Origin of the sequence: Parabacteroides sp. PF5-9, from assembly GCF_029893105.1 — a bacterium.
Classification (GTDB): Bacteria; Bacteroidota; Bacteroidia; order Bacteroidales; family Tannerellaceae; genus JARXWG01.
Window position 1 is genome coordinate 75,654 of the sequence record NZ_JARXWG010000017.1, and the last position, 25,700, is coordinate 101,353.

Consider the following 25,700-nt stretch of genomic DNA (forward strand, 5'->3'; position numbering starts at 1 on the left):
GACCAATTAATCTTCTATAATAACCCTGAAACCGACATTATGAACCCGTTGCCATGGATAGTAGGCTTTACGGGCATAAGCGGTTGAAAATTTTGGGCGTTCAAGATACGAACCTCCACGGACAACTTTATAATCTGAAGAAGTTTTAACTTTTTCAGAATATGGGTATGGAAGATAATCCGAACGTGTCCATTCAGCTATATTTCCATGCATACTGTACAATCCGAAAGGATTTGCTTCGTATACTTTCGAATCAGTTTGAATCATATGCCCGTCGTCTACGTTTTCGGCTTTAGGTAAATAGCTGTAATAGGTGTACCAGAAGGCCTCTTTTTTCATCGGTTGCGGATCGATACCACTCACCGCAAAATCAGTTGTTGAAGCATCAGCCAGATTCTCATATTTCCCAAAATCAGTATGGAGATTACCATACCAGAACGGTTCATCACTGCCTGCCCGGCAGGCCCATTCCCATTGTGCTTCAGTCGGTAAAGTCATATGAAGTCCTGTCAGAAGGCTCAACGCTTGGCAATACTTAACGGCATCTTCATAACTGACCCGAATAACCGGCTGATGCGGCAGATTCGCTTCGTATCCCGGCCGGGTATGATCTTTCCATAACTGGTCGACATACCTACTGTCGTGGTCGGGGTTGATCACCTCATACTGAGCATTTGTCACCTCGACTTCCGCCATCCAGAATGACTTATTAATTTTTACTTTAGAAGTCGGACGAACATCAGCTTCTCCCTGATAACTCCCCATCACAAACTCACCTGCTGGGATACGGACAAATGTCATCTTCACACCCGGTATTAATTCGATCTCTTTGCGGGTTTCTGTTTCTTTGATCAGCAAAGCAGATACGGCCTCTTTATTAAATGGCCAATTTTTTACTTTAATTGCTTTCTGTGTAACAGGTGTTGATCGTTCCGGACGCACCGGGGTAATTTCACCTTTGCCTTTCAGGTACGCGGCATAATCTGCTATTTCTTTTTGCCAGTCGACCCCGGCATTATTCCCATATTTGTTTGTCAGGTCAATACGACGGGTTATCTGAGGATAACCTTTATAGGGGAAACTGGTAATCGTATCCGCATTGAAGTAACCTTTATCCGGAGCATTATAATCGATCCAGTTATAGAGGACTTTCCATTCATCGGCTGTCAATGTGACGTTGTAATGTCCCTTTTTCAGAACACGAATAAGTTCGCTTGTATTCGCATGATATTCATAAGGTTGCAACACGATCATATCCGCTTCCGGTCCTTGACGATGCACATAAGGATGCAAATTCAGGTAAGCCGTACCATACCCTTTTTCGTCTTTTTTGCCGCCACGCAGATCAAAAGCCCGGCCTTCTCCGGTATGGCAGGCAATACAAGCTCTATCCAAAACAGGCTGAACTTCCAGATCAAAAGTAAACGAACGAACTCCTCCTTCAGGAAGCGTCAGTTTTACCGGAGTTTTCTGAGAGGCTATGACGCGTTTGGGAATAGGTATCTGATTTTGATCTTCATGACAACCGACACATGAAACGATTTCACCCGGTTGACCTGTAAACCAGCTACGCATCCATTGAATAGCCGCACCATCTTCATCCAACGGCTGTATGGATACAGGAGTATTGGCCGGAATCTTAAAAATTACGGAACCATCCTCTTCCACCGGAACAGTACCCAAGTTACGTTTGATGTCCCAACCACTCTGAATACCATGCCAGTTATGGTCGGAAGTCGTTTTCACATACGCATATTCATACGCATGTATACGAAGCGCTTTAACCGTACCCCGAGGTACTCCACGTAATCCTTCTCCCTCATAGACATCTTGTATAAAGACTGTGGCATCCTTCTCTTCCAACTTGACCCGGTCAGGTATCGCCGGAGGTGTATTTCGCTTGCCAACTAATATCGGACTAATATACCCTTCACCTTCAACCTTTTGCAAACAAGTGACATTGTCGTAGATATCGACTAAATACAATCCCCAAAGATCATGTTCATCCAGTTTGGCAGAGACCAGAAAATAGGTATCGCTCAATGGTGTTGGTTTGACGAATTGCGGCCAAACATCATTGACAAGTTCATCTTTGACCAATTCGATGATGGGACGGTTACGGAAAGGGATCTCTTGCAACATTCCCGCAGCCCCTTTACGAGCTTTCGTCGGATCAAACAATATCAGCCGTCCGGAACGAGCAATACCATGATGCCCTGAAATAATCCCGACAAAGGCTGATGAATGTCCGGGCAAAGGCTGAATATCAAACGTACTGTTTGGAAACATCGAGCCACTGCCGAACAACGCTTTGTTTTCTGTTCCGTCAGGGTTCATATGCATCACAATACGCGAGTAATAATGGGTAAGATCCGTATATTCCCAACGGGTATACATTACGCGACCATTATTCATTATTACAGGATTCCAATTGGCATCCTGATCGAATGTCAATCGGCGCATATTTTTCTCTTTCGGATTATATAACACCATATTGCCTACCGGATCAGATCCGCTGACACAAGGTACCCCATGATAACCGATATTGGAATTCGCGATCAAACGACCATCCGGCAAATATGTACCATCATAAAACTCAAGGTCTGGCTCCAACATATTCATCAAAGGACGAGCACCAGATCCGTCTAATTTTGCCTCAAACAAGTTCCAGCGCTGATCGGGCATCAAAGAAGTAAACATCACCCGATCTCCCTCCCAATGGATCTTCAGATCAGCAATAGAGGCCATATTGTCTGGTTTATACACAGTACGTAGAGACGGTTCATTGTCTCGTAAACGGCTGAGTTCTACAATCTCGGCATCAAAACCTGTCCGTCGAGCCGACTCCTGATTACTCCAGTTATTCGCCTGTGTTCCCAACTCGGGAGCCATGGCTTTATGTGCATTTATTCCAAGTTTAAAGCGGGTGGCAACAATCTTATCACCATCCAGTAACGGATTGGCCAACAAAATGGTCTGCTTATTTCTCAAGGCTTTTTCTGCATTGGAAAAAGCTTCTTTCTCTCTTTTGTAAATACCGGCAAACCCTTTTTTTACCAATTGATTCAATTCATCCATCACAGGCTGATATTCAGACGCATTAAACCCTTTCATCTTTTTCATATCCCCATAAGCCAACTGGATGGATTCCATATTCAACCAAGCCAATTCGCGCTGAAGATCATAAAGAGATTGAAGTTCTTCATACAACTCCAGATAGTTTTTTATCCGGAGATCAAGATCACTCTCCTGCTCTATTTTATCGATCTCACGGGTATAAAACGAAGGATCGTTTAAAAGCGACACTAACCGACTGACGACATCTTTCTCGACAGTTGCATCTGTCGTAGCCAACCAGTTATCCAACCGATCCAGATAGGTATTGAAGCGGCTCAATTCTTTGGGATAACTGCTCACCAATTGTGCAACATCCTCTTTGATGTTGATCCGAATCGAATCAATAGGGATTTCTTTATCCGGATAAGCTGTTCGTATAGCTGATTTTAGCTTAACTGAAGCATCAATCCAGTTACTCTTTGATTGCCCTTGTACAATAACCGAAACAACTAAAAAAATGGATAAAATAATTGTATATCGCATGGTATATTCCGTTTTATAAGGACTTTTGTATAATTATAAAGAGGCCTTTGAATTACTGAAACGTAATCCGGCTCCATCATGATAAGAGGCCCATTCGTCGACAATCGCCCCTTCGGGACCAGCCATTAAGAAATGAAAAGAGGCTTCTTTTTTCAAGTGAACAACTTCTCCCAGCTCTTGTTTGATGAAATTTTTACTTTTTATCGGTCCATGCAAAGCCGGAATAGTCGGTGGATTGGGCGTTTCTTCTCCGATCTCAGAAAAATTATAAGCCCACCCTTTCGTAACCATCCACGATTCGAATTTAGGTGCATACGCTGTCTTTACATGGGCGTGTTCAGGAATCATCTGGTCGGGCAACAAATAAATTGCATGGGCAAAATAATTGTGTTCCGCATCATTGACCCAAAAGATTCCACCCATACCGATATGTTCGAAATCACCCAGTCCAAAATCGACGACCCACATATCTTTCTCCATAAGCGGAGTAAAAGGAACACCATAAAATTCAAACATATCTTTATATGCTTGAATCGCTACATCCTCATTGAACTTTCCGTCGGTGTAAAAATCGGCATTTGTGTACTTTTTAGAATACTTCATCTCTTTTATATTTTGTAGGTTAGTATTATTCTCTTCAGTAGTCGTCTGTGTTGTTTTTTCCGTGCAAGCAACCATCCCGCAAAGGATGATTCCCAGAGCAATAGATTTAAGATATTCCTTCTTTTTCATCTGTTGTAAGTGTTTATTGTTAGTTATTTTATTGATTTTTCCCTACTTACTCATAAGGAATTGACATATTCAGTAAGTACTTCGATCTCTTTCTTGGAGATCTTCCGGTCGATGCCATGTTTATAGGTATCAAATACGTCCTGCATGGTTGCTGCCCGTCCGTCAAAAAGATAAGGAGCCGTGCGCCATACTTCCCGTAAGGTGGGAGTATCCCATCCTTTTTCAAATTCAACCGCTTCACCAATACGGTGCATTTTCAGATCGGTATAGTATGGGCCACTATGACATGCCCCACAGTTGAATTTTTCAAACACAAGACGCCCGGCTTTGGCTTTCTCCGATAGTTCTCCATCCACCAGATAAGGACTTGGCACCGGACGAAGCGCTTTCAGATAGGCATTTACACAATCGAGACGTTCCTGATCCATTTCGTAGAATTGTATAAACTTGAAACCGGCATCAACAGCCACTTCAGCCGATGCCCGAATACCCGATATCATATTGGGAGAGGTCACATGACTGAACAATAAGCTCTTACAATTTTTAGAATTACCTACTCCGTCATTCATCAAGTCCCAGTTCATCGCATCCATCCGGCCATCACCCGGGTGGCAACCATTACAACTTTGCCAGTTCTGAAAACAGTTCATCGCATCATTAAAATACTTCTCGCCAGACTGCTCTTTTGTCTCCGTCCGTCCCGGATTCATCTGAACCGATGTGATCATACGGGTATTCAAATCCATGGTATTCAATATATCCGCAAAATAGGTCGGTATGATCAGTTTGTCGTTCGTCAGTAAGATATGACGAGGACCATTCCCCTCTAAAGGGATACGTTCACGCAGACCATATAAAAAGGTGAGGTCGTAATCCAATGTCGTTTTATCGGGATATTTCTCAAATTTTTCACGCATAGCCGGATGATCGATCACACTAACTTCATGCGTACCCGAATGCAACACATAAATCTCTTTTTCATTACAGGCCATTTCCCAAATTCCCGCTGCTCCCCTCTCGGGTTCATCAACAACGATTGCTCCGACAAAACGTTGTGTCTCCGTATCAATAACACTGAAAGCACTGGTATTCATCCAGCCTTGCTGCAGCTGCGAGGTAGGAACAGTGAACCGCCCCAGGTTATGAGACACATAGATATATTTCCCATCAGGAGTCACACAAATACCACGCAAAGCATTACTGCCATTGGCCAACTGAATATCTTTTATTTTCTTGAAGCTATTGACTTCTATCACAGAAACACAAGCAGCCACCACATCCAGATCCGCCCGTTGAGCCGGAAGAAAATTAGCTACATAGAGAAAACGACCGTCTTTACTGAATACTGCCGATTTGGGTTCCCGCAATACCTCTACTGTTCGTACAACTTTTTGCGAAACCGGATCGACCTCACTAACCGTATTGGAAAATTGATTACACACATAGATATAACGCTTATCGGGACCGAAAACAGGTGCACACGCTCCAGAACCTACTGGAATAGAGGCTTTTACCCTACCCGACTCCAAGGACAAAACCTCTAATCGCCCTTTAGTCTCAAAGGTGGTCACATACACATACCGTCCATCCGTCAAAAGACCTGTCGGGGTTTCATCCAATGAAAAAGATCTAAAAAATTCCTTTCCATCGGAAGAAAACAGATCTACTCGTTTCAATTCTTTTTGAGCGAACAGAAGTTCACCTTGAGCGGTTCGGGCAATGCCTGTCGTGAAAAACGGCTTATTGCCTGCCCATGCGGTTCCAATCAAACCGCATAGCAGACAAATAAACAAATTGCTTTTCATTGAGTGTATGTGTGTTTTCATAGTTTCGGTTATTTTCTTGTACTACTGGCGATTCGACTATAGCCTAATTCGGCTGATATTTTCCCGGCTATCTCTTTGATAGCTTCTGCTGAAGAGGTAATCATCGCTGGCGACAAACGATCCTTCGGACCCGAAATCCATATCGACCCACACGGATAACCGGTATAATTAAAAACGGGCGCTCCGATACAGATTACGCCATTCAACTCTTCTTCATTGTCAAGCGCATACCCTTTTTGACGCACTTTTTCCAATTCTTTCAGATAATCTTCTTTATTTGTTAATGTTCGTTCATTATAACGTGTGAATGTCATGTACGACAGGTAACGTTCTCTGACCGTATTGGGTAAATAAGCCATAATCGCTTTTCCCGGAGCTGAACAATGCAACTCAAACGATTTACCGGGTGAAAGTATAAACCTGAATGTATGATGCCCCTGTGCCTGTTCGATAAAAATACCCTTTTCATCGCCTAAAACACCAAAACAGGCCGTCTCTTCCACCTGATCCCGCAAGTCACGCAAATGGGGCAAAACGGTCTCCATCAGGTTATGTTCATTCAAAGATCTGAAACCCAACGTCAACAATTTCCGAGACAATTTATACCGTTTATTATCCTCCTTATACGTCAGATAATCCAAACGCACCAAGGTATTTAATATTCTATAAGCTGTTGTTTGTGAAATAGATAAATCTGTTTTTATTTCCTGCAATGTCTTCCCCTCCGAACGAAGAGACAGATATTCAAGTACAGCAATACCTTTTTCAAGATTAGGTACCTTGTAATTCTCTTCTGGTTTTTCCATATTTGGAATCTGCTTTTCCATATTTGAAATAATAGTTCAGATTTGAATCAAATATAATAAGCTACTGATAATAAGCAAGAGATATATCTAAAAATACGTTAAGTATGTTGTAAAACAGACATTATTCTATCGCGCTATCTATTCATTCGATTTCGACTTTTATCCAATAGCCTTATCTTTTTGTTCAAAATCTAAAACCGATTTTATGAGCAACAATTAATCGTCTACCAATTGGTAGACGATAGTGACACAGTTGGTAGACGATAGTGACCCAACTGGTAGACGATAGTGCACCAACTGGTAGACGATTAAATAGTTGGATTAAAACAATAGCCTATTGCCATGATTTTCAAAAGCCATGGTTATAATTGGAGTTGCCGTCCTTGATTCTAACTAAATCTTTTTACTTTGCCAAGCAGCTTTGTTCATATAAAACACACTAAAGGCCAACAAGAAAGCATAATAGACGATCTCCGTCGTGAAACAAAGATGAACGGGCATACGCAAAACGACTCCCATAATATAGAGATAAACACAATAGAATAGTAATACGATCAACTCCATCCCCAATGCAGAACGGGTATTCCCTGTACCCGAAACTCCATTAAAATAAATATTACTCACTGCACTCAACAACATTGCTATACCGATCGTATAAACGGAAGGCACTGAATCGGCAATCAACGAAGGATCGTTCGTATAGATAGAGATAATTGTTTGAGGCATAGAAATCAGAACGATCACACAAACAGCCATGATCAAAAAGGATATTTGGGAGATCTTCCGTATGATTGGTATAACCTGATCGACATACCCTGCACCAATGGCATTACTGACAAATGAGTTTGTTGTTGTAGATAACGAATTGACCGGAATAAACATCACTATATAAACACTCCGCACGATATTGGCTATTGCCAGTTCTCGTTGTCCCAAACGTTCGACCACCACAAAAAACATAAAAAAAGTACTCATGGAGACAAAATACTGTAACATGGTATAAACAGAAATGCCCAACACCCTTTTTAATAATTGAAAATCAAATGATCGAAAATGATTTAACCCGTATTTGCGGATATCAACCGTTAACTTTGTGTAAATCAAAAAGAAAACAATGGATACAGCCTCGGCTATCACTGAGGCAATTGCTGCTCCTTTAATACCTAATTGAGGGAAACCGCCATGACCGAATATCAATAAATAATCAAGCAACACATTGGTCATCGCCATTAATACGGCATTAATTGTCAATACTTTCGTTCGTGTGATTCCTATAAACAAAGCACGAAACATCACATTGACAAAAGAGAAAAAGAAACCAAACACCCGCCAATTCAGAAAATCATTGGTGGCATTCCATATCTGATCGGAAGAGATCATGACACGCATCAAACTACCGGAAAACAATCGGGAAAACAGAAACATAAACACAGCCAATCCCAATAGAAAGAAAACCCCTTGAGTCATGACCGGACCAACAGCCGAATAGTGACGCTCACCATTACGGCGAGCCATAACAATCTGTGAACCTGTACTAAATCCGAAAGCAATTGTAAAAACACAAATATAATAGAGTCCTCCCATGGCAGAGGCTCCCAACTCTACCTCTCCGACCCGACCCAGAAAAGCGGTATCGGTCACATTAATAATATTTTGTGCCAATAGGCTGAGAAAGATAGGATAACTAACGTTCCATATCTGTTTATTGGTATACATATATAATTGTTCTTTTTTGTCTGGTTATTACTAAAAAAGCCCACCTAATGAGTTAGGTGAGCTTTTTGTATCTTTTTACGATATATTTTAAGCTTCAACCGCTACATTTAGATTAGTTTATTTGTTGCTGTATCCGGAAATATCACTGAAGGTTTAAATGTTTTCGCCTCCTCAAAATCCATCATACAATAGGACATGACAATAATGACATCACCCGGTTGGACTCGTCGGGCGGCAGCGCCATTTAAACAGACAACTCCCGAACCACGCTCACCTTTGATTATATAGGTATCAAATCGTTCGCCGTTATTATTGTTCACGATGGAGACTTTTTCATTCGGAATTAAATTGGCGGCATCCAGTAAATCCGCATCAATCGTGATACTGCCGATATAATTCAGATTGGCCTCCGTGACCGTCACCCGATGTATTTTTGATTTTACAACTTCTATGAACATGTTATCTGGTTTATGGGAATCCTGAGAATTAATAAGTCAAATTAAAGATACCTTATATTATCAATTAAACGAACTTCACCGCAATAAACAGTGATACAACCTACAACAGCTTCAGCATCCGACCACTTTGAGATTGGCTCCAGCGTATAAGCATCTGCTATTTCAAAATATTCGACCCGCATATCCGGCTCTTTGTTAATGGTTTGGACGACATAATCAATCACTTCCGAAACACTTTTTGCGGAGACAAAGTTAGTACTTTCTTTTAATGTACGTGCAATCAGGGGTGCTTTTTGACGCTGGAGGGCAGACAAACGCACATTACGACTACTCATCGCCAATCCGTCGGATTCACGAAGAATAGGACAGGCATGAATAATCACCGGCAATTGTAATTGACTGACCATTTTACGGATAATTGCAACCTGCTGATAATCTTTTTCTCCAAAATAGGCATTGGTTGGCTCAACGATATCAAATAGTTTACTGACAACCTGGGCTACTCCGTTAAAATGTCCGGGGCGGTACTTCCCCTCCATGACCTCAGCCAAGCGACCGAACTCAAACACACGGGTATCCGGTTCCGGATAGATTTCTTCGACAGAAGGGACAAAAACATAATGACACCCTTCCCGCTCCAACAGAGCATAATCGGCCTCCAATGTCCGGGGATACGTGTCCAAATCACGCGGATCATTAAACTGCGTCGGATTAACAAAAATGCTAACTACACAGACCTCATTTTCCCGTACACACTGGTCGACTAAACTCAAATGTCCTTGATGCAAGGCTCCCATTGTCGGAACAAACCCTATCGTCTTGTTCTTTTGCCGCTCTTTATCAAGAGTTTGTTTTATTTCTTTAATACTGCTTAAAATTTCCATTTTACATGCGCTAACGGAGGTGCAAAGCAAATAAATAATTACCATAAATGAAAGAAATTTATTATCTTTGTACCGTCTTAAAAAAACAAATGCGTAGAATGGATGCGAAAAAGATCTTGTTTATAGCTCAAGAAATTACACCTTACCTCCCCGAATCAGAGATTGCAACAATATCCAGAAATTTACCACAAGGAATTCAGGAACGTGGCCGAGAAATCAGAACGTTCATGCCTAAGTTTGGTAATATCAACGAACGACGGAACCAGTTGCACGAAGTGATTCGTTTATCTGGAATGAACCTGATTATTGATGATACCGATCATCCGTTAATCATTAAGGTGGCTTCTATCCAGTCTGCAAGAATGCAGGTCTATTTCATTGATAATGAAGATTTTTTTCAACGCAAACAGACCATCAAAGACGAAAGTGGCAACGAATATGAAGACAATGATGATCGTTCGATTTTTTATGTGCGCGGAGTCCTTGAAACAGTCAAAAAACTGCGTTGGATACCGGATGTAATTCACTGTCACGGTTGGATGTCTGCATTAACTGCTCTGTATATCAAAAGAATGTATGTCGATGATCCTTGTCTTAAAGATGCTAAAATTGTATACTCCATATACAATGATAACTTCCAAATCCCGTTCAGAAAGGAGTTTCCCAATAAACTGAAAATGGATGGAGCCAAAGAAAGCGATATAAAAGCATTGAAATCTGACACAAGCTTTGTCGGTTTAACTAAATTGGCCATTGATTTTGCGGATGGAGTTATCCAGGGAAGTGAAACAATCGATCAGGAATTGCTGGATTATATAAAAACAAAAAAGGATTTACCGTTTTTACCCTATCAAGCGCCTGACAGTTATATTGATGAATTTAATGCATTTTATGATGTAATATTAGATACAAGTAATTAACAACAATCAAATGAGATTCAGACCTTTTATACTTGGACTTGGCTTAGGATCACTACTCCTGAGCAGTTGTAATGATGATTTGACGAGCATTGGATCCAGTATCCAACCAGAGGGGGATAAAGTCGTAGTATACGAAGATACTTTTAAGATTGAAGCGTCTACTGTTTTGATGGAGGCGATATATGCGAAATCGGATACGACCTTACTCGGTGAATATTATGACCCGGTTTACGGAACATTGAAATCCGATTATATCTGCCAATTCAGATGTCCACCCGGATTTGTTTTTAAACACACCCCTATTGATGGGAAAATAGACTCCATAGACTTACGTATATTCCACTACAGCCACATTGGAGATATATATCTTCCAATGCGAGCCGAAGCATTTCCTGTGATTAAATCACTGGAAAAAAACTACTATACCAATATTGATCCGACCGAATATTGTGACATGCAAAATTCATTGGGGCAACAGACGTATACCATCTATGACCGTAACATTTCCGACTCGGCACGTTATGACGACTTAGATCCTTATTATGATAGGATTACGATACGATTGCCTCAGGAACTTGGACAGACATTTTATGATAAAACACTCCATGATCCGTCCGTTTTTGCCAGCCAGGAAGCATTCAATGAGTTTTTCCCTGGTCTGTATATCACAAATACTTTTGGAACAGGAGGAATGGTTGGAGTGTATGATACCGAATTAACGATTCATTATAATTATGCTGAAAAAGACACACTGGGACAAGATTCGTTGGTTTACGCAACAGAAATATTCAATGTCACAAAAGAAGTTATTCAGCTTATCCGGTTTAAAAATGGAGAGGAAGACAATCTGTTAGAGCCAAGTGATAAACATACGTATATCAAGTCTCCCGCAGGGGTTACAACAAAGATAGTCATCCCGACTTCTAAAATGAACCAGGTTATCGAGAATCGTATTATAAATCTTTTCCCTTTTTCGTTAACGGCTATGGCGCAAGAAGAGTGGGAATATTCGATCAGTAAATCTTCCCGTCCCAAACTACTGTTAATTCCGGAAGATTCTGTTAAAACATTTTTTGAAAATAATAAAGTAGATGATAATATTACGACATACGTCAGTCAATACAACAGCCTGACATCTAAATATGATTTCGGTAATATCTCCCAATTGATTAAATATCAGAAAGAACACGCTCCGGATAAAGACCTCTCTATGCTCATTATTCCGATAACCAGCAAAACCGAATCAAATTATTATGGTTCGTATACAACAAGTATTTTTAATTATTTTATCCCATGGGGAGGGAAATTCCGTAAAGATGGAGATCTAATGAAGTTTGTCATGACCTCTTCTGAATATAACGATCCTAATTAAATCGAATAAATATAATGTACCAACATAAAAAAGGCCTTCCGTTTGGAAAGCCTTTTTTATGTTGGTACAGATCTTGCACAATAGTTATTTTATCTATTTAACCGATTTCAACGGCTTTTCTTCAGTTTTTACGCGTTTTGCTTTTACTTCTTTTTTCTTTAATTTATTGAGTTCTTTATGCAAATCTTCGATCTCCTCTCCCTGATTCTTAATAGTCATCAACAACGAATTGAGTTCTTCATTTTCGATTGTTTCCGGGAACTGTGCATTGACACGCACAATAAAGTCAGATAAGACATTCATATAGTTATTAAATGCATCATAAGGATTTTCATATGGACTGAAATTACCGATGTTTCGCGTACTCATATAAAAGAAATGATCACTGCTTTGCAAATAGTTCCAATCTTGTTTCAAACGGCGATCTTCGGCCAAACGAACACGTTCTCCGATCGTGTTGATTTTACGGAATGCCTCTTGCTGTAACACATTTCCCATCCACAGATTACAATCTTTTTCCTCTCCTGCCCAAGACATGGGATAAGGTACGGAAATCGAATCAATCGGTTTTAACAAACTAAAAACTTCCGACGGAGTCGAAAAAGAGATCCCTTTCTCTGCCGCAAAACGGGGCAATGCTTTAAAAAAGTCAAAAATACCTGTCTCAGCCGCATTTAATGAGCCCAACACTTCATAATTCATAAAGAGGTTGATGACCTGTTCAGATTCAGGAGTTGAAGCAATCCAGGAGATATATTTATCCGCCGTCAAAGGATACTCATTCCAACTGTAATTATTGAAGCGCATCGAAAGATCTTCGCTAAAACGACTATTACGCAATAATAACTTCAAATGAGGTTGCGTATCCGACGTATACACATAATTCGGACTTTTCCATCCAAGTATATGTTTGGCTCCTTCCGTCAGCATATATTTATACCCCATATCATACACCAATTCAGAGATCTCATCCGAATAGATCAATTCCGTATTACGGAACACTTTCGGTTTAACACCGAAAATATTATACACCTTATCTCTATGCTCTTTGACCTGCTTTTTAAATTCGTCCGGGTCACCTAAAGAAGATAACGAATGGGCATATGTTTCCGACAAAAACTCAACATTACCGGTTGCCAACAATTCTTTAAAACTGTCGATAACTTCCGGCGTATAAATCTCCATCTGATCTAATGCCGTACCGGTTATCGAAAAGGCTACTTTAAATTTTCCTCCACTCGATTTTATCATCTCTAATATCGCTCTATTAGCAGGAATATACGAGCGTTCGGCTATCCGCCGGATAATCTCCTCATTCTGAAAATCATCGTAATAATAATGCTCGTTCCCAATATCAAAAAACCGATATCTCTTTAACCGGAACGGCTGATGTATCTGAAAGTAAAAGCATATTGTCTTCATCATCTTTTTTATTGTTTTTCCTTACATTATTTATTTACTAATTGATCATAAATATGACGGACTTTCTGTCCGGCATATTCCCATTTAATATTATCCACTTCCCTTTTTCCTTCCTCTTTCAGGAATTCGTGCATGGCCGGATAACTAATGATCGAATACATGGCATCAGCCATAGCTTCAATATCCCAATAGTCGACTTTCACCGCATAATCCAGGATTTCGGCACAACCCGATTGCTTGGAGATAATAGAAGGGACACCACATTGCATCGCCTCCAATGGTGAAATACCAAAAGGTTCGGAAACAGAAGGCATCACATATACATCACTTGCTTTAAGCACCTCATAGACCTGTTTCCCTTTCATAAATCCGGTAAAATGAAAACGATCCGACATTCCCCTTGAAGCCACCAAACGAATCATTTTATCCATCATATCACCACTTCCTGCCATGACAAAACGGGCATAAGGCGCTTTGGCCAACACTTTGGCAGCAGCTTCCACAAAATATTCCGGTCCTTTCTGCATAGTGATACGTCCCAAGAAGGTGATGATTTTATCCTTCACCCCTTTTTTATCCTGAATGGCTAAAATCTCAGGACTTAAAGGCTCCACCGCATTATGTACGGTAGTTACTTTCGCCGGATCCTGATGATATTTTTCTATGACGGTCTGGCGCGTCAGATTACTGACCGTAATTATATGATCGGCATTATCCATACCGTTCTTTTCAATACTATAGACATCCGGATTCACATTCCCACGACTCCGGTCATAATCGGTTGCATGCACGTGGATAACCAATGGTTTTCCCGTTACATTCTTTGAATGAATACCTGCCGGATAGGTCAACCAATCATGCGCATGAATCACATCAAATTGCTCCGCCCGGGCAATAACCCCAGCAACAATCGAATAATTATTGATCTCCTCCAGCAGATTATTCGGATAACGTCCGGAAAATTCAAAACAACCCAAATCATTGACATACCGATAAGTGAAATCGGCATATATATGATCTCGATAATCAAAATACTTTTGAGGATTGGTATTGAATTTTGATAGTGCACCTTTTACATGATCCATCGACACATCCCGCCATACAACCGGCACATTGCATACTCCCACGATATTAAGAAAACTTTGATCTTCATCTCCCCATGGTTTGGGTATACAAAATGTGATGTCCATATCAGGTTGCATAGCCATTCCTCTTGTCAGTCCGTAACTGGCAGTACCCAGCCCTCCTAAAATATGCGGAGGGAACTCCCAACCAAACATTAATGCTCTCATAATCAGCGTCTCTTTTTATTCGCCATTATACTTCTTCAACAATTCCACTACCCGAAGAATAGCAGCAACACTTAATGCAAAGGAAATTGCCCCTCGTCCTGTGAACGGAGGATTTCCATCAAACAATTCGGAAATAGTCCCAATACAATGCAATGACATCTCCTCTTCCATACTAATCAACATCCTTTCCACAAAAGATACTCCGCTCCTGCCGTAGATATTCAAATAAGCTTCCAGGTAGGGTCCTAACAACCAGGGCCAAGCCACTCCCTGATGGCAAGCCAGGTCACGATCATATTGAGCCCCTATATAATATGCTCGATATCCCTCACTTTTAGGACTTAACGAACGAAGTCCTTTCGGTATAAGCAACTCTTTCGTTACAATATCCAATACCGCTCTCTTCTGCTGTTTGGTCAGGGGGGAATAGGGCAATGTGACCGCCAATATCATATTAGGCCTTACACTCCAATCCACCGTTGATCCGCTCGACGAATCAAACAAATAATTATATCCATTCACAAATACCTCTTGAAAAGATTGCTCCATCTGTTTGATTATCGGATCAATATCTTCAATGGGATCTCCTCCCGACAATTCGGTATAGAAACAGAGTATGTTATACCATAGTGCATTAAATTCTACTATATAACCCGAACGGGGCACAACAGGTTTACCGTTTATCGTAGAATTCATCCAAGTGATCGCTTTTTCTTTTCCATTGGCAAAAAGCAACCCATTCTCCATCAATTTCATATCCGGATGTTTCTGCGCTTTGATATAATAAATGATCTCTTTAACAAAATCCAGATACAACGCTTTGGTACGTTCCAGATTGACCGACCGCGCATATTGCTGAATAGTCCATACGGCCCATAATAACACATCTGGCTCCTCTATTTCATGAATAATGCGGTCTAAGGCTCCATTTTCCATAAAATTACGAACTGCCGGAATAGCCGTATCCATTATTTCTTCGAATTTTGCCTGATCATCTATAGATAATGTACATCCGGGCAATGCCAGGAATAGATCGCGGGCTCTCACCTTAAACCAAGGATAACCGGCCAACAAATAGGCTCCTTTCTCCGTTGGATGAAAATAAAATTGTTTCGCCGAATTTTTCAGACAGTTATAAAAACTGGTTCGGGGTGTTCGGGATTCAATCTCTACTTCATGCAAAAACTTCAACTTGGTAGTGGTTGCCGGCGTATCACCGGCGCTAAAGTAGATCGATTCTCCCTTTTTTATCGGCACCTCAAAATAGCCCGGTACATACAAATCTTCTTGATAAGGGTATCCCCTCTCCTGTTCTTTCGGATATTCTATCCCTTTATACCAATGCGGGTCAAATACGAAATTGACTTTTTTATTAAATTGCATATACAATTCCGGATATCCGGGATACATGCATGTTTTTATTCCATTAGGTATTTCCGTATAACTTCGATTCACATTCCCATTTTCATAGGTCAAGGTATTCACATTCCGAAAAGCCAGAAAAGGACGAAAACGAAGTGTAGTAGCCGAATGAGCCTCTTCCAATGTATATTTAATCATGATTCTATTCTCATAAGTCGAGAATACTTTTTCTTTTGAAAAAATAACCCCTCCTACCCTATAAAGCGTTCGTGGAACAGTGTCTGATGTATATTCACGAATATATTTATGGCCTTTCGGACTGTAATTATCGCCTCCGTATTTATGCAGCCCCAGATTAAATTCGGCCTTGTGTTGAATCACTGTCTCATCCAAAGAGGATAAAATGACATGATTATCATCATCCAATTCGGGAACCGGCATAACAAGCAAACCGTGATATTTCCGAGTATTACAATCTACAACAGTGGTACAGTGATAGGCTCCTTTTTGGTTGGTTCGAAGTACTTCACGAGTTAGCGATTCTTCCAGGTTAATCATTATTGTTTTGTCAAACTTCAGATAACTCATATACGACTATAGGTTTTAAGTTATGATTTTTTAGTATCAAAATGCCATTTTTTTAATAAGTATCAAATGTATCACTTAATTAACAAAAAAACAAGTCGAGTTTTCGTTTTAATATGAATTTTACGCGATCGCTTACAAATGTATGCCTGATAATCACAATATTAAAACCACACCTTGTATATCATGTGTTATGAAACACATCAAAAACAGAACAACAACTCTCGTTTTTTTCGAATCGCTTCAAAGTATGTTTCGTTTTTATAGAGGCAAAAAAAATACATGAATGAAGTGCTTTTCCAACAATATTCTGATCATTTTTTTATTACACCTACGTCTGTTTTTTGTTAGAGGTACGTCTAAACAAATTTAGAGGTACGTGTAAATCGATTTAGAGGTACCTCTAAAACATTTTAGACGTACCTCTAACAGAAAAGTGTTCCAATCTATACAAAAAAAATGCGCAGATTATCCTACATTTGCATTTCGATTGATAAATTTTTAATGCATTGACACATGAACAAACTCGTATACGTAATAGTTTTTTCTTTAAATATCATTCTAATGACACAAGCAGCCAACAACCCATTTTTACAGAAGTATAAAACTCCGTTTGAAACTCCTCCTTTTGACAAAATCAAGGCGGAACATTACGAACCTGCATTTGAGGAAGCGTTCAAACAATTCAGAAAAGAGGTTGATCAGATAGCCAACAACACCGATGTGGCTACTTTTGAAAACACGATAGTCGCATTAGAACGTAGCGGGGAACTATTAAACAAGGTTGCTTCCACTTTTTTTAATGTATTAAGCGCTGAAGCAAATGATGAGTTGATGGATATCTCAGAACGGATTTCACCGAAATTATCCGAAAGTTCCAATTATATCTACCTGAATGAACGCTTATTCTCACGTATTCAAGCGATATACGATAAAAAAGAGACACTGAAACTTCAAACGGAAGATGCCAAACTATTGGAAAACACGTATGAATCGTTTAAAATTAAAGGAGCGACGCTTAACCCGAATGATAAAGAGACATACCGTCAATTAAGTACGCAATTGAGCATGCTCACTTTAAAGTTTGATCAGAATAATTTAAAGGATAAAAAACGGTTTGAAATGCTCATTACGAATGAGGACGATTTAGCCGGTTTGCCTGAAAGTATTCGTGAAGCTGCTGCAACTTTAGCCAAAAGCAAAGAAAAAACCGGTTGGCTATTCAATCTTTCTGCACCGAGTTATGTGCCGTTTTTACGTTATTCTGACTTACGCCCGCTTCGCGAAAAAATGTACCGTGAGTATATGAGTGTCGGTAACAAAGGAGATGAATTCGATAACAAAGAGATCATTAAAAACATTGTCAATATACGTTTGCAAATTGCTCAATTAATGGGACATAAGACATATGCCGATTATGCGCTTGAACATACGATGGCAAAATCGCCTGTTAACGTTTACAAACTATTGAATGAATTATTAGTCGCCTATAAACCTGTTGCTATAAACGAATATAATGCAGTAAAAGGCTTTGCTTTAGGGATCGAGCAGGAAAACACAGAGGTGATGCCATGGGATTGGAATTATTATTCGGAAAAACTGAAAGACATACGGTTTAAGGTCAATGACGAAATGACCCGTCCTTATTTTGAACTGGAAAATGTCAAAAAAGGTGTTTTCGGACTGGCTACCCAATTATATGGTATTACATTTAAAGCAAATAAAAAGATACCAGTCTATCATCCCGAAGTTGACACATACGAAATATACGATGAAAACGGAGAATTTTTGTCTATTTTGTATACCGACTTCCACCCTCGGGATGGAAAACAATCCGGAGCCTGGATGAATGACATCCGTTCACAATATAGAGATGCAAAAGGGAAAGATATTCGTCCACAGGTGATTATTGTGATGAATTTTACCCGTCCGACTGAAAACAAACCGTCTTTACTCACATTCGACGAAGTAAATACATTCCTGCATGAATTCGGACATGCCCTGCATGGGATCCTGGCCAAAGGAAAATACGGTAGTCTTTCCGGAACAAATGTTTATCGGGATTTTGTTGAATTACCTTCACAAATCATGGAAAACTGGCTGACTGAAAAAGAGTTTCTCGATCAGATTGCCGTACATTACGAAACGGGTGAAAAAATACCGGAAGAACTTGTGCGTAAGCTGGTGGATGCCTCTAATTTCAATACAGGTTATTTATGTTGTCGGCAATTAAGTTTTGGATTTTTAGATATGGCCTGGCATACCATCACTTCACCATTTAATGATGATGTGATCACATTCGAGAAAAAAGCCTGGGAACCTGCGATTATCTTGCCAGATGTGCCTGAAACATTGATGAGCAGTAGTTTTAGTCATATTTTCTCCGGAGGTTATGCTGCCGGTTATTACGGATACAAATGGGCGGAAGTCTTGGATGCCGATGCTTTTGCGGCTTTCAAAGAAGCAGGTATTTTCAATAAGGATATCGCCCGGTTATTCCGCGAACATATTCTTTCCCGGGGAGGAGCCGAAGATCCATCTGTATTATATAAACGATTCAGAGGAAAAGAACCAAGTATTGAGGCATTACTAAAAAGAAATGGTATCAAGTAATTAATTTTAATTATAAATAGGCTTTAATCCATTTTCCATTGTTTTATATTACCTTTGCCCTATTGAATTTAAGCGACAATGAACGATAATTCGGAAAAGCAATACGAATTGGATAAACGATATTTACGGATGGCTGCTGTATGGGCAGAAAATTCATATTGCAAACGGCGACAAGTGGGCGCCTTAATCGTAAAAGACCAAATGATTATTTCTGATGGTTATAATGGTACTCCTTCAGGTTTTGAAAATGTGTGTGAAGATGAAAACAATGTAACAAAACCCTATGTATTACATGCTGAAGCAAATGCCATTACCAAAGTTGCCGCCTCGTCTAACAGCAGTAAAGGAGCGACAATATATGTCACCTCTGCCCCCTGCATAGAGTGTGCCAAATTAATCATTCAATCGGGCATAAAAAGAGTAGTCTATTCAGAAAAGTATCGGATTGACGACGGTTGCCAGTTATTGAAACGGGCTGAAATTTGTGTGGATTATATTGAGATAAACGAATAAAAGCATCTATTTTCATAATATTATGGATAAAAACAGGAGATTGGCCATATGGCTTCCGGTAATTATTGCGATCAGTATTGGTTTGGGCATATTTATTGGAAACTATTATCTTTCTATAGGCAAGAGTAAAGGAAATAATCCGACCTACTCGTCATCTGCCGGAAATAAGATCAATGCAGTTCTGGATATTATCAACAAACAGTATGTGGATACGGTTGACATGAAACAGCTTGTTGAAACCACAATACCCCATATTTTCAACGAATTAGACCCCCATTCAGTCTATATTACAGCCGAAGACGCAACGGCGGCAAACGAAGACCTGGAAGGATCTTTCAGCGGCATTGGCGTTACTTTTAATATGCAAACCGACACGATATTGGTCATTAGTGTAATCAGTGGAGGACCTGCTGAAAAGGCCGGATTATTGCCTTTTGATCGTATAATTACGATTAACGATTCGATCTATTCGGGGAATAATTCCAATCAGAATATGATTATGAAAACTCTACGCGGAGCCAAAAACAGTATCGTGAAATTAGGTATAAAACGTGGACTTTCTGATCAATTAATTCACTTTGATGTAACTCGTGGTGAAGTACCGGTCAATTCGGTCGATGTCGCCTATGAAGCCAGTAAAGGTATCGGCTATATCAAAGTCAGTAAATTTGCTCGGAATACGTATAATGAGTTTCTAACAGCCATTGCAAAACTCAAACAAATCGGTTGCGACTCTTTTGTCATTGACCTGCGAGGAAATACCGGCGGGTATATGGATGCTGCGATTAATATGATCAATGAGTTTATGTCGGATGGCAAATTGATCGTATACACCGAAGGAAAAGCCTTTCCTCGTTCCGATGTATATGCCAATGGAACGGGTACTTGTAAAGAGTCTCCGATCGTTGTACTGACGGATGAAGGATCAGCCTCGGCCAGTGAAATTTTTGCCGGAGCCATACAGGATAATGACCGTGGATTGATTATCGGCCGACGTACTTACGGAAAAGGTCTGGTACAAACTCCTATTCCTTTGCGTGACGGATCTGAATTGCGTCTGACCATTGCACGTTATTATACCCCTTCTGGCCGAAGTATTCAGAAGTTATACGAATTAGGCAAAACGGATGAGTATGATCAGGATATTTACAACCGTTATATGCATGGTGAATTCGACTCGGCCGATAGCATAAAACTCGATGAAACCTTACAATATGAAACAATAAACGGACGAACGGTATATGGTGGCGGAGGTATTATGCCTGATATTTTTATTCCACGTGATACCAGTGGTATTACCTCTTATTATTCAACCGTGATCAATACCGGGACACTTTATTTATATGCGTTAGAATATTCTGATCACAACAGGGACAGATTGTCTTCCTGTAAATCATGGGAAGAGTTGTATACTTACCTGAAAAGTCAACCCCTGTTACAGAACTTCACCAACTTTGCTGCATCAAAAGGCATACGTAAACGACCTACGCTAATTGAGATTTCATCCTCCTTGATCGAAGAGCAGTTACATGCTTATATTGTACGCAATTTCTTCGATGATGCCGGCTTTTATCCGATATTCCTGCAAAATGATGTAACTCTGCTGGAAGCCATAAAAATGATCCGGGAAGGAAAATCATATCCTGTCCCAGGTTTTATCGGAAAAGCGGAAAATAACTCAAAGACCGAAACAGGGAATACGATCCGGTTTGGTACAGCCAGAGAGAAGATATTTGAGGACTATACAGTCTGATTTTCCATTTTTACATAAAAAAGGGGGTTTGTCCGACTTTGGACAACCCCCTTTTTCCTTATTCTATTTCCGGACAACTCTGAAACTGTTTTCAAATATTCAATTCTCAGAGACTTTAAAACAGCTATTTCAACCCTTACTTGCCTGATTTTGAAGGGCTATATCATAGCCAGCTCGCAATGCTTTCAAATTCAAACTAACAATATCCTCTCCTTTCCGTTCGAATATCCGGCGGACTCCTTCTTCGATCTTTTCATATTCAATATTGACAAATGGAGTAGCAGCTCCAAGCATGACAATATTAGCGGCACGCGCTGAACCGATCTCTTTCGCTATCGTATCAACATCCAATACAACTTTATGCGGCAGTTTATCTAATTCAGCATATACTTTTTCAATTTCCGGATAATTGGGAATATTGATAAAAGGTTGAGAGTTAGTCACCAGCCAACCCTCCTTTTTCAGATAAGGCAAATAGCGCAGACTCTCCATCGGTTCGAGAGAAATAATCAGATCAGCCTGTCCCAATGCGATCAAGTCTGAAGCAACCGGTTTATCGGATAAACGAAGATTGGATTGTACATCTCCTCCACGCTGACTCATTCCATGAACTTCAGCTTGTTTCATATACAAACCTTCTTTCAGAGCAGCTTCTCCAATCACAGCAGCAATGGATAAAATCCCCTGCCCTCCTACTCCTGATAGTATAATATCTGTTCTCATTTTTTGTTTGCTTTTTTCTTTCTTGTTAATGTTTGAACACATTCACGACAAGGTATTACCACCGAAACTCCTTTATATTCAACCTCTTGACGAATAACACTCTTCATCTCCTCAAAATTCTTCTTCAATGGAACCATTTCACGGATATGCGCCGGATCCACTCCCAGTCCCGCACATATGGCATGCAAACGACCTGTTCCTGCTGAATCCTGACCACCGGTCATCGCCGTTGTCTCGTTATCAGAAATGATAATTGTAATAGGTGTATTCTCATTCACACAATCCAATAACCCAGTCATACCCGAATGGGTAAACGTAGAGTCGCCGATCACTGCTACAGCCGGATATAGTCCGGCATCAGCTGCTCCTTTTGCCATGGTGATAGAAGCACCCATATCTACACAGGTATCTATCGCCCGGAAAGGAGGCAATGCCCCTAAAGTATAACAGCCGATATCACTAAACACCTTTGCTGATCCGTTGTATTCAAGCAACACCTCGTTTAATGCTTCATACACATCACGATGTCCACATCCCTGACACAAGGCAGGTGGACGTTGTTCGACCACTTCGGGGATCGGATAAAAGCTATTTACCTGTTTACCTAAAGCTTGACTAACCCTATCCGGATTTAATTCACCTTCACGTTGAAGAGTGCCGTCCAATCGACCGTGAACCACCAAGCCTTTTCCAAGAAAACCTTTTAACTGTTCCTCTACGATAGGGAAACCCTCTTCCAAGACCAGAATCTCTTTACATTCATTCACCAATTTCTCCACCTGTTTGCGAGGAAGAGGATATTGTGTAATTTTTAAAACAGGATGTTCAAAACCATCCAGATAGTTCTCGGAAAGATAGTTAAAGGCAATACCAGTAGTAATAATACCCAACGATTTATCCGGAGCATCAATGTATTGATTAAACGTTGATTTTTCCGATTCCATCGTAAAAACAGATTGTGCATCCAACAACGTTTTATATCTTTTCCGAGCCAATGCCGGAAGCAAAACAAAACGCTGACGGCCATCTGCCGGAGTATTCATTTTATTTTCATCTCTCAACGGACGAGTGATCACACCTGCACGCGAATGAGCCATACGGGTCGTAATACGCATCAAAATCGGATAGCCCAATTTCTCAGACAGTTCAAAACCGTCATAAACCATATCATAAGCTTCTTGCTGACTGGATGGTTCAAATATAGGAATCATCGCAAAATTACCATACACACGGTTATCTTGTTCATTTTGGGAAGAGTGCATAGAAGGGTCATCAGCCGTTATAATGATCATTCCGCCATTAATACCGGTCATAGCAGCATTCATAAAACAATCGGCGGCAACATTCAACCCGACATGTTTCATGCAGCAAAGCGTCCGTTTTCCGGCATAACTCATGCCTAAAGCCGTCTCCATAGCTGTTTTTTCATTGCAACTCCACTTACTGTGAATTCCCCTCTCCCGTGCTAACGGAGAAGCCTGAATATATTCAGTAATCTCTGTAGAAGGAGTACCGGGATAAGCATATACCCCTGAAAGTCCGGCGTCAATAGCCGCTTGAGCAATAGCCTCATCCCCCAAAAAAAGCTGTTTTTCCATATCTTGTTTATTAATTATGATCTGTTTCAAATGACTCTATGTCTCCGGCGTGCAAAGATACTGCTTTTTGCGGCAATAAAGATGAAACTAACGAATATTCCGCCGGTTAAGCTCTGCCCGGTAACGGTCAGCATTTCGATTATGCTCAGCCAATGAGACGGCAAAATTATGCCGGCCGGAGAAGTCCTCTTTCGCCACCATATAGAGGTAATTATGCTTGGTATAATTCAATACACTCTCCAATCCCCGGATTGTAGGAATACGAATAGGTGCCGGAGGAAGCCCTGCATAGATATAGGTATTATAAGGAGAGTCGACTTCAAGATGGACATACAATACACGTCGTAAAGTGAAATCACCCACAGCATACTTCACCGTCGGATCAGCCTGTAACAGCATACCTCGATGCAAACGGTTGACATATAATCCAGCTACAATCGGATATTCGTCTGCAACAGCTGTTTCTTCTTCCACGATAGAAGCCAGTATAGAGACATCCAAAGGTGTCAATCCGATTGATTTAGCGCTGTTTTGTCGTTGCTCGGTCCAGAATGCATCATACTCCTTTTTCATCCGTTGCATAAAACGATCTGCCGAAATATTCCAATAAACCTCATAGGTATTCGGAATAAACATCGCTTTGACTGTTTCTGTGGTAAAACCTAAAGAGTCACAATAAGCCGGATCGTTCAACAAAGACAACAAATCCGTTTGATCGAACATAAGCTGCTCATCCAGTCGGGCGGCCAAATCATCTAAAATACGGATATTATTAAACGTCACCCGGGTGGCTTCCTGCTGCCCACGACGCAAGTTATTTAATAACATACGATTATTCATTCCACCCTTCACCGCATAACGTCCTGTCCACATCGCAGAGGGATAATCCAAGATCTCCGCCAACTGTCTGAAACTTTGAATATGTTGACAATTAGCCGAATCAGCCAACTGTCGGCATAAGTTATCAAAATCTTTATTCTCATCTATATAAATGTAGACTGTTTCTTTGGGTTCAAAGTTCGATGCATAGACCAATCGATACCCCCAGTAACCTGCCAGAGCCATTAATAGCAACAAAACAGACACAACAATAATCCCCAAAAGACGCTTAATACGAAACGGTTTGTTCATGATATTTTTAACACATTGACAATCAGAATTGCCCACAAAAGTACAATCTTTTTCGCGAAATATTAGCCAAAAACCTTTGTTTATTCAGAAATATAACTCTATCTTTGCCGCGCATTCTAACGATGAGTGCTATGGTTTTTAAGGAAGTGTGGGTGAGTGGCTGAAACCACCAGTTTGCTAAACTGACGTACGGGTAACTGTACCGCGAGTTCGAATCTCGCCGCTTCCGCAACAACAGAGGTCGCTATTTAAGCGACCTTTTTTTATTGCCCTAATTCTGGAAACACTCACCATTTTCATGGCTCACCCCGTAAAGTTGTGGAGCTAGAAAAAAGGGAGTAGTTTTGTTTTATGGAAACAGGCTACGAACTATTATTACCCGATGGCATATTGA

18 protein-coding genes and 1 tRNA gene are annotated in these 25,700 nt (G+C 40.4%); 6 read left to right on the forward strand and 13 right to left on the reverse strand.

The features are described from left to right. Window positions 1-6 precede the first annotated feature (6 nt). The 7 genes from M2135_RS10855 to panC form a co-directional block, all read right to left on the reverse strand. Complete coding sequence (locus M2135_RS10855) at window positions 7-3,600, reverse strand: SUMF1/EgtB/PvdO family nonheme iron enzyme (protein ID WP_280748527.1); 3,594 nt, start codon at window positions 3,598-3,600, stop codon at window positions 7-9. A gap of 33 nt (window positions 3,601-3,633) precedes the next feature. Then, window positions 3,634-4,332 (reverse strand): hypothetical protein, encoded by a 699-nt coding sequence (locus M2135_RS10860; RefSeq protein WP_280748528.1) that lies wholly within the window; start codon window positions 4,330-4,332, stop codon window positions 3,634-3,636. Between the two features lie 50 nt (window positions 4,333-4,382). Next, window positions 4,383-6,158, reverse strand: coding sequence for a YVTN family beta-propeller repeat-containing protein (locus tag M2135_RS10865; protein WP_280748529.1), 1,776 nt, complete (start codon window positions 6,156-6,158; stop codon window positions 4,383-4,385). An 8-nt stretch (window positions 6,159-6,166) separates the two neighbouring features. Further along, window positions 6,167-6,985 carry an IclR family transcriptional regulator gene (locus tag M2135_RS10870; RefSeq protein ID WP_280748530.1) on the reverse strand — a complete coding sequence of 273 codons (819 nt, stop codon included), beginning with the start codon at window positions 6,983-6,985 and terminating at the stop codon, window positions 6,167-6,169. A gap of 372 nt (window positions 6,986-7,357) precedes the next feature. Beyond that, window positions 7,358-8,680: an MATE family efflux transporter gene (locus tag M2135_RS10875; RefSeq protein ID WP_280748531.1), complete on the reverse strand. Its 1,323-nt coding sequence runs from the start codon at window positions 8,678-8,680 to the stop codon at window positions 7,358-7,360. 107 nt (window positions 8,681-8,787) lie between these two features. Next, complete coding sequence (gene panD, locus M2135_RS10880) at window positions 8,788-9,138, reverse strand: aspartate 1-decarboxylase (RefSeq protein WP_280748532.1); 351 nt, start codon at window positions 9,136-9,138, stop codon at window positions 8,788-8,790. A 41-nt stretch (window positions 9,139-9,179) separates the two neighbouring features. Then, window positions 9,180-10,022 (reverse strand): pantoate--beta-alanine ligase, encoded by an 843-nt coding sequence (panC, locus tag M2135_RS10885; protein ID WP_280748533.1) that lies wholly within the window; start codon window positions 10,020-10,022, stop codon window positions 9,180-9,182. 98 nt (window positions 10,023-10,120) lie between these two features. Between panC and M2135_RS10890 the strand changes: the two genes are divergently transcribed. After that, window positions 10,121-10,942, forward strand: coding sequence for a glycogen/starch synthase (locus tag M2135_RS10890; RefSeq protein ID WP_280748534.1), 822 nt, complete (start codon window positions 10,121-10,123; stop codon window positions 10,940-10,942). Between the two features lie 10 nt (window positions 10,943-10,952). Continuing rightward, window positions 10,953-12,314, forward strand: coding sequence for a DUF4270 domain-containing protein (locus M2135_RS10895; RefSeq protein WP_280748535.1), 1,362 nt, complete (start codon window positions 10,953-10,955; stop codon window positions 12,312-12,314). Between the two features lie 93 nt (window positions 12,315-12,407). Here M2135_RS10895 and M2135_RS10900 read toward each other — a convergent pair whose 3' ends face one another. The 3 genes from M2135_RS10900 to M2135_RS10910 are packed head-to-tail and all read right to left on the reverse strand — an operon-like array spanning window position 12,408 to window position 16,978. After that, the gene (locus M2135_RS10900) at window positions 12,408-13,736 is read right to left on the reverse strand and encodes a glycoside hydrolase family 57 protein (RefSeq protein WP_280748547.1); all 1,329 of its coding nucleotides are present in this window, start codon (window positions 13,734-13,736) and stop codon (window positions 12,408-12,410) included. Between the two features lie 26 nt (window positions 13,737-13,762). Next, window positions 13,763-15,028, reverse strand: coding sequence for a glycosyltransferase family 4 protein (locus M2135_RS10905; RefSeq protein WP_280748536.1), 1,266 nt, complete (start codon window positions 15,026-15,028; stop codon window positions 13,763-13,765). Window positions 15,029-15,043: 15 nt separating this feature from the next. Next, complete coding sequence (locus M2135_RS10910) at window positions 15,044-16,978, reverse strand: glycogen debranching enzyme N-terminal domain-containing protein (protein ID WP_280748537.1); 1,935 nt, start codon at window positions 16,976-16,978, stop codon at window positions 15,044-15,046. Window positions 16,979-17,539: 561 nt separating this feature from the next. Here M2135_RS10910 and M2135_RS10915 point away from each other — a divergent pair. The 3 genes from M2135_RS10915 (at window position 17,540) to M2135_RS10925 (ending at window position 21,854) form a co-directional block, all read left to right on the forward strand. Then, window positions 17,540-19,588, forward strand: a complete 2,049-nt coding sequence (locus M2135_RS10915; RefSeq protein WP_280748538.1) for a M3 family metallopeptidase — start codon at window positions 17,540-17,542, stop codon at window positions 19,586-19,588. Between the two features lie 78 nt (window positions 19,589-19,666). Further along, window positions 19,667-20,101 (forward strand): dCMP deaminase family protein, encoded by a 435-nt coding sequence (locus tag M2135_RS10920; protein ID WP_280748539.1) that lies wholly within the window; start codon window positions 19,667-19,669, stop codon window positions 20,099-20,101. A gap of 22 nt (window positions 20,102-20,123) precedes the next feature. Continuing rightward, window positions 20,124-21,854, forward strand: coding sequence for a S41 family peptidase (locus M2135_RS10925; RefSeq protein WP_280748540.1), 1,731 nt, complete (start codon window positions 20,124-20,126; stop codon window positions 21,852-21,854). A 129-nt stretch (window positions 21,855-21,983) separates the two neighbouring features. Here M2135_RS10925 and M2135_RS10930 read toward each other — a convergent pair whose 3' ends face one another. From M2135_RS10930 to mltG, 3 genes are all read right to left on the reverse strand, one after another. Beyond that, window positions 21,984-22,577: an indolepyruvate oxidoreductase subunit beta gene (locus M2135_RS10930; RefSeq protein ID WP_280748541.1), complete on the reverse strand. Its 594-nt coding sequence runs from the start codon at window positions 22,575-22,577 to the stop codon at window positions 21,984-21,986. Beyond that, window positions 22,574-24,175, reverse strand: a complete 1,602-nt coding sequence (locus M2135_RS10935; protein ID WP_280748542.1) for a thiamine pyrophosphate-dependent enzyme — start codon at window positions 24,173-24,175, stop codon at window positions 22,574-22,576. Before M2135_RS10935 ends, M2135_RS10930 begins: the two co-directional genes overlap by 4 nt. Before the next feature lie 87 nt (window positions 24,176-24,262). Then, entirely contained in the window at window positions 24,263-25,306 is a 1,044-nt protein-coding gene (gene mltG / locus M2135_RS10940) for an endolytic transglycosylase MltG (protein WP_280748543.1), read from the reverse strand. Window positions 25,307-25,448: 142 nt separating this feature from the next. Here mltG and M2135_RS10945 point away from each other — a divergent pair. Then, window positions 25,449-25,535, forward strand: a tRNA-Ser gene (locus M2135_RS10945). The last annotated feature ends 165 nt before the right edge of the window (window positions 25,536-25,700 follow it).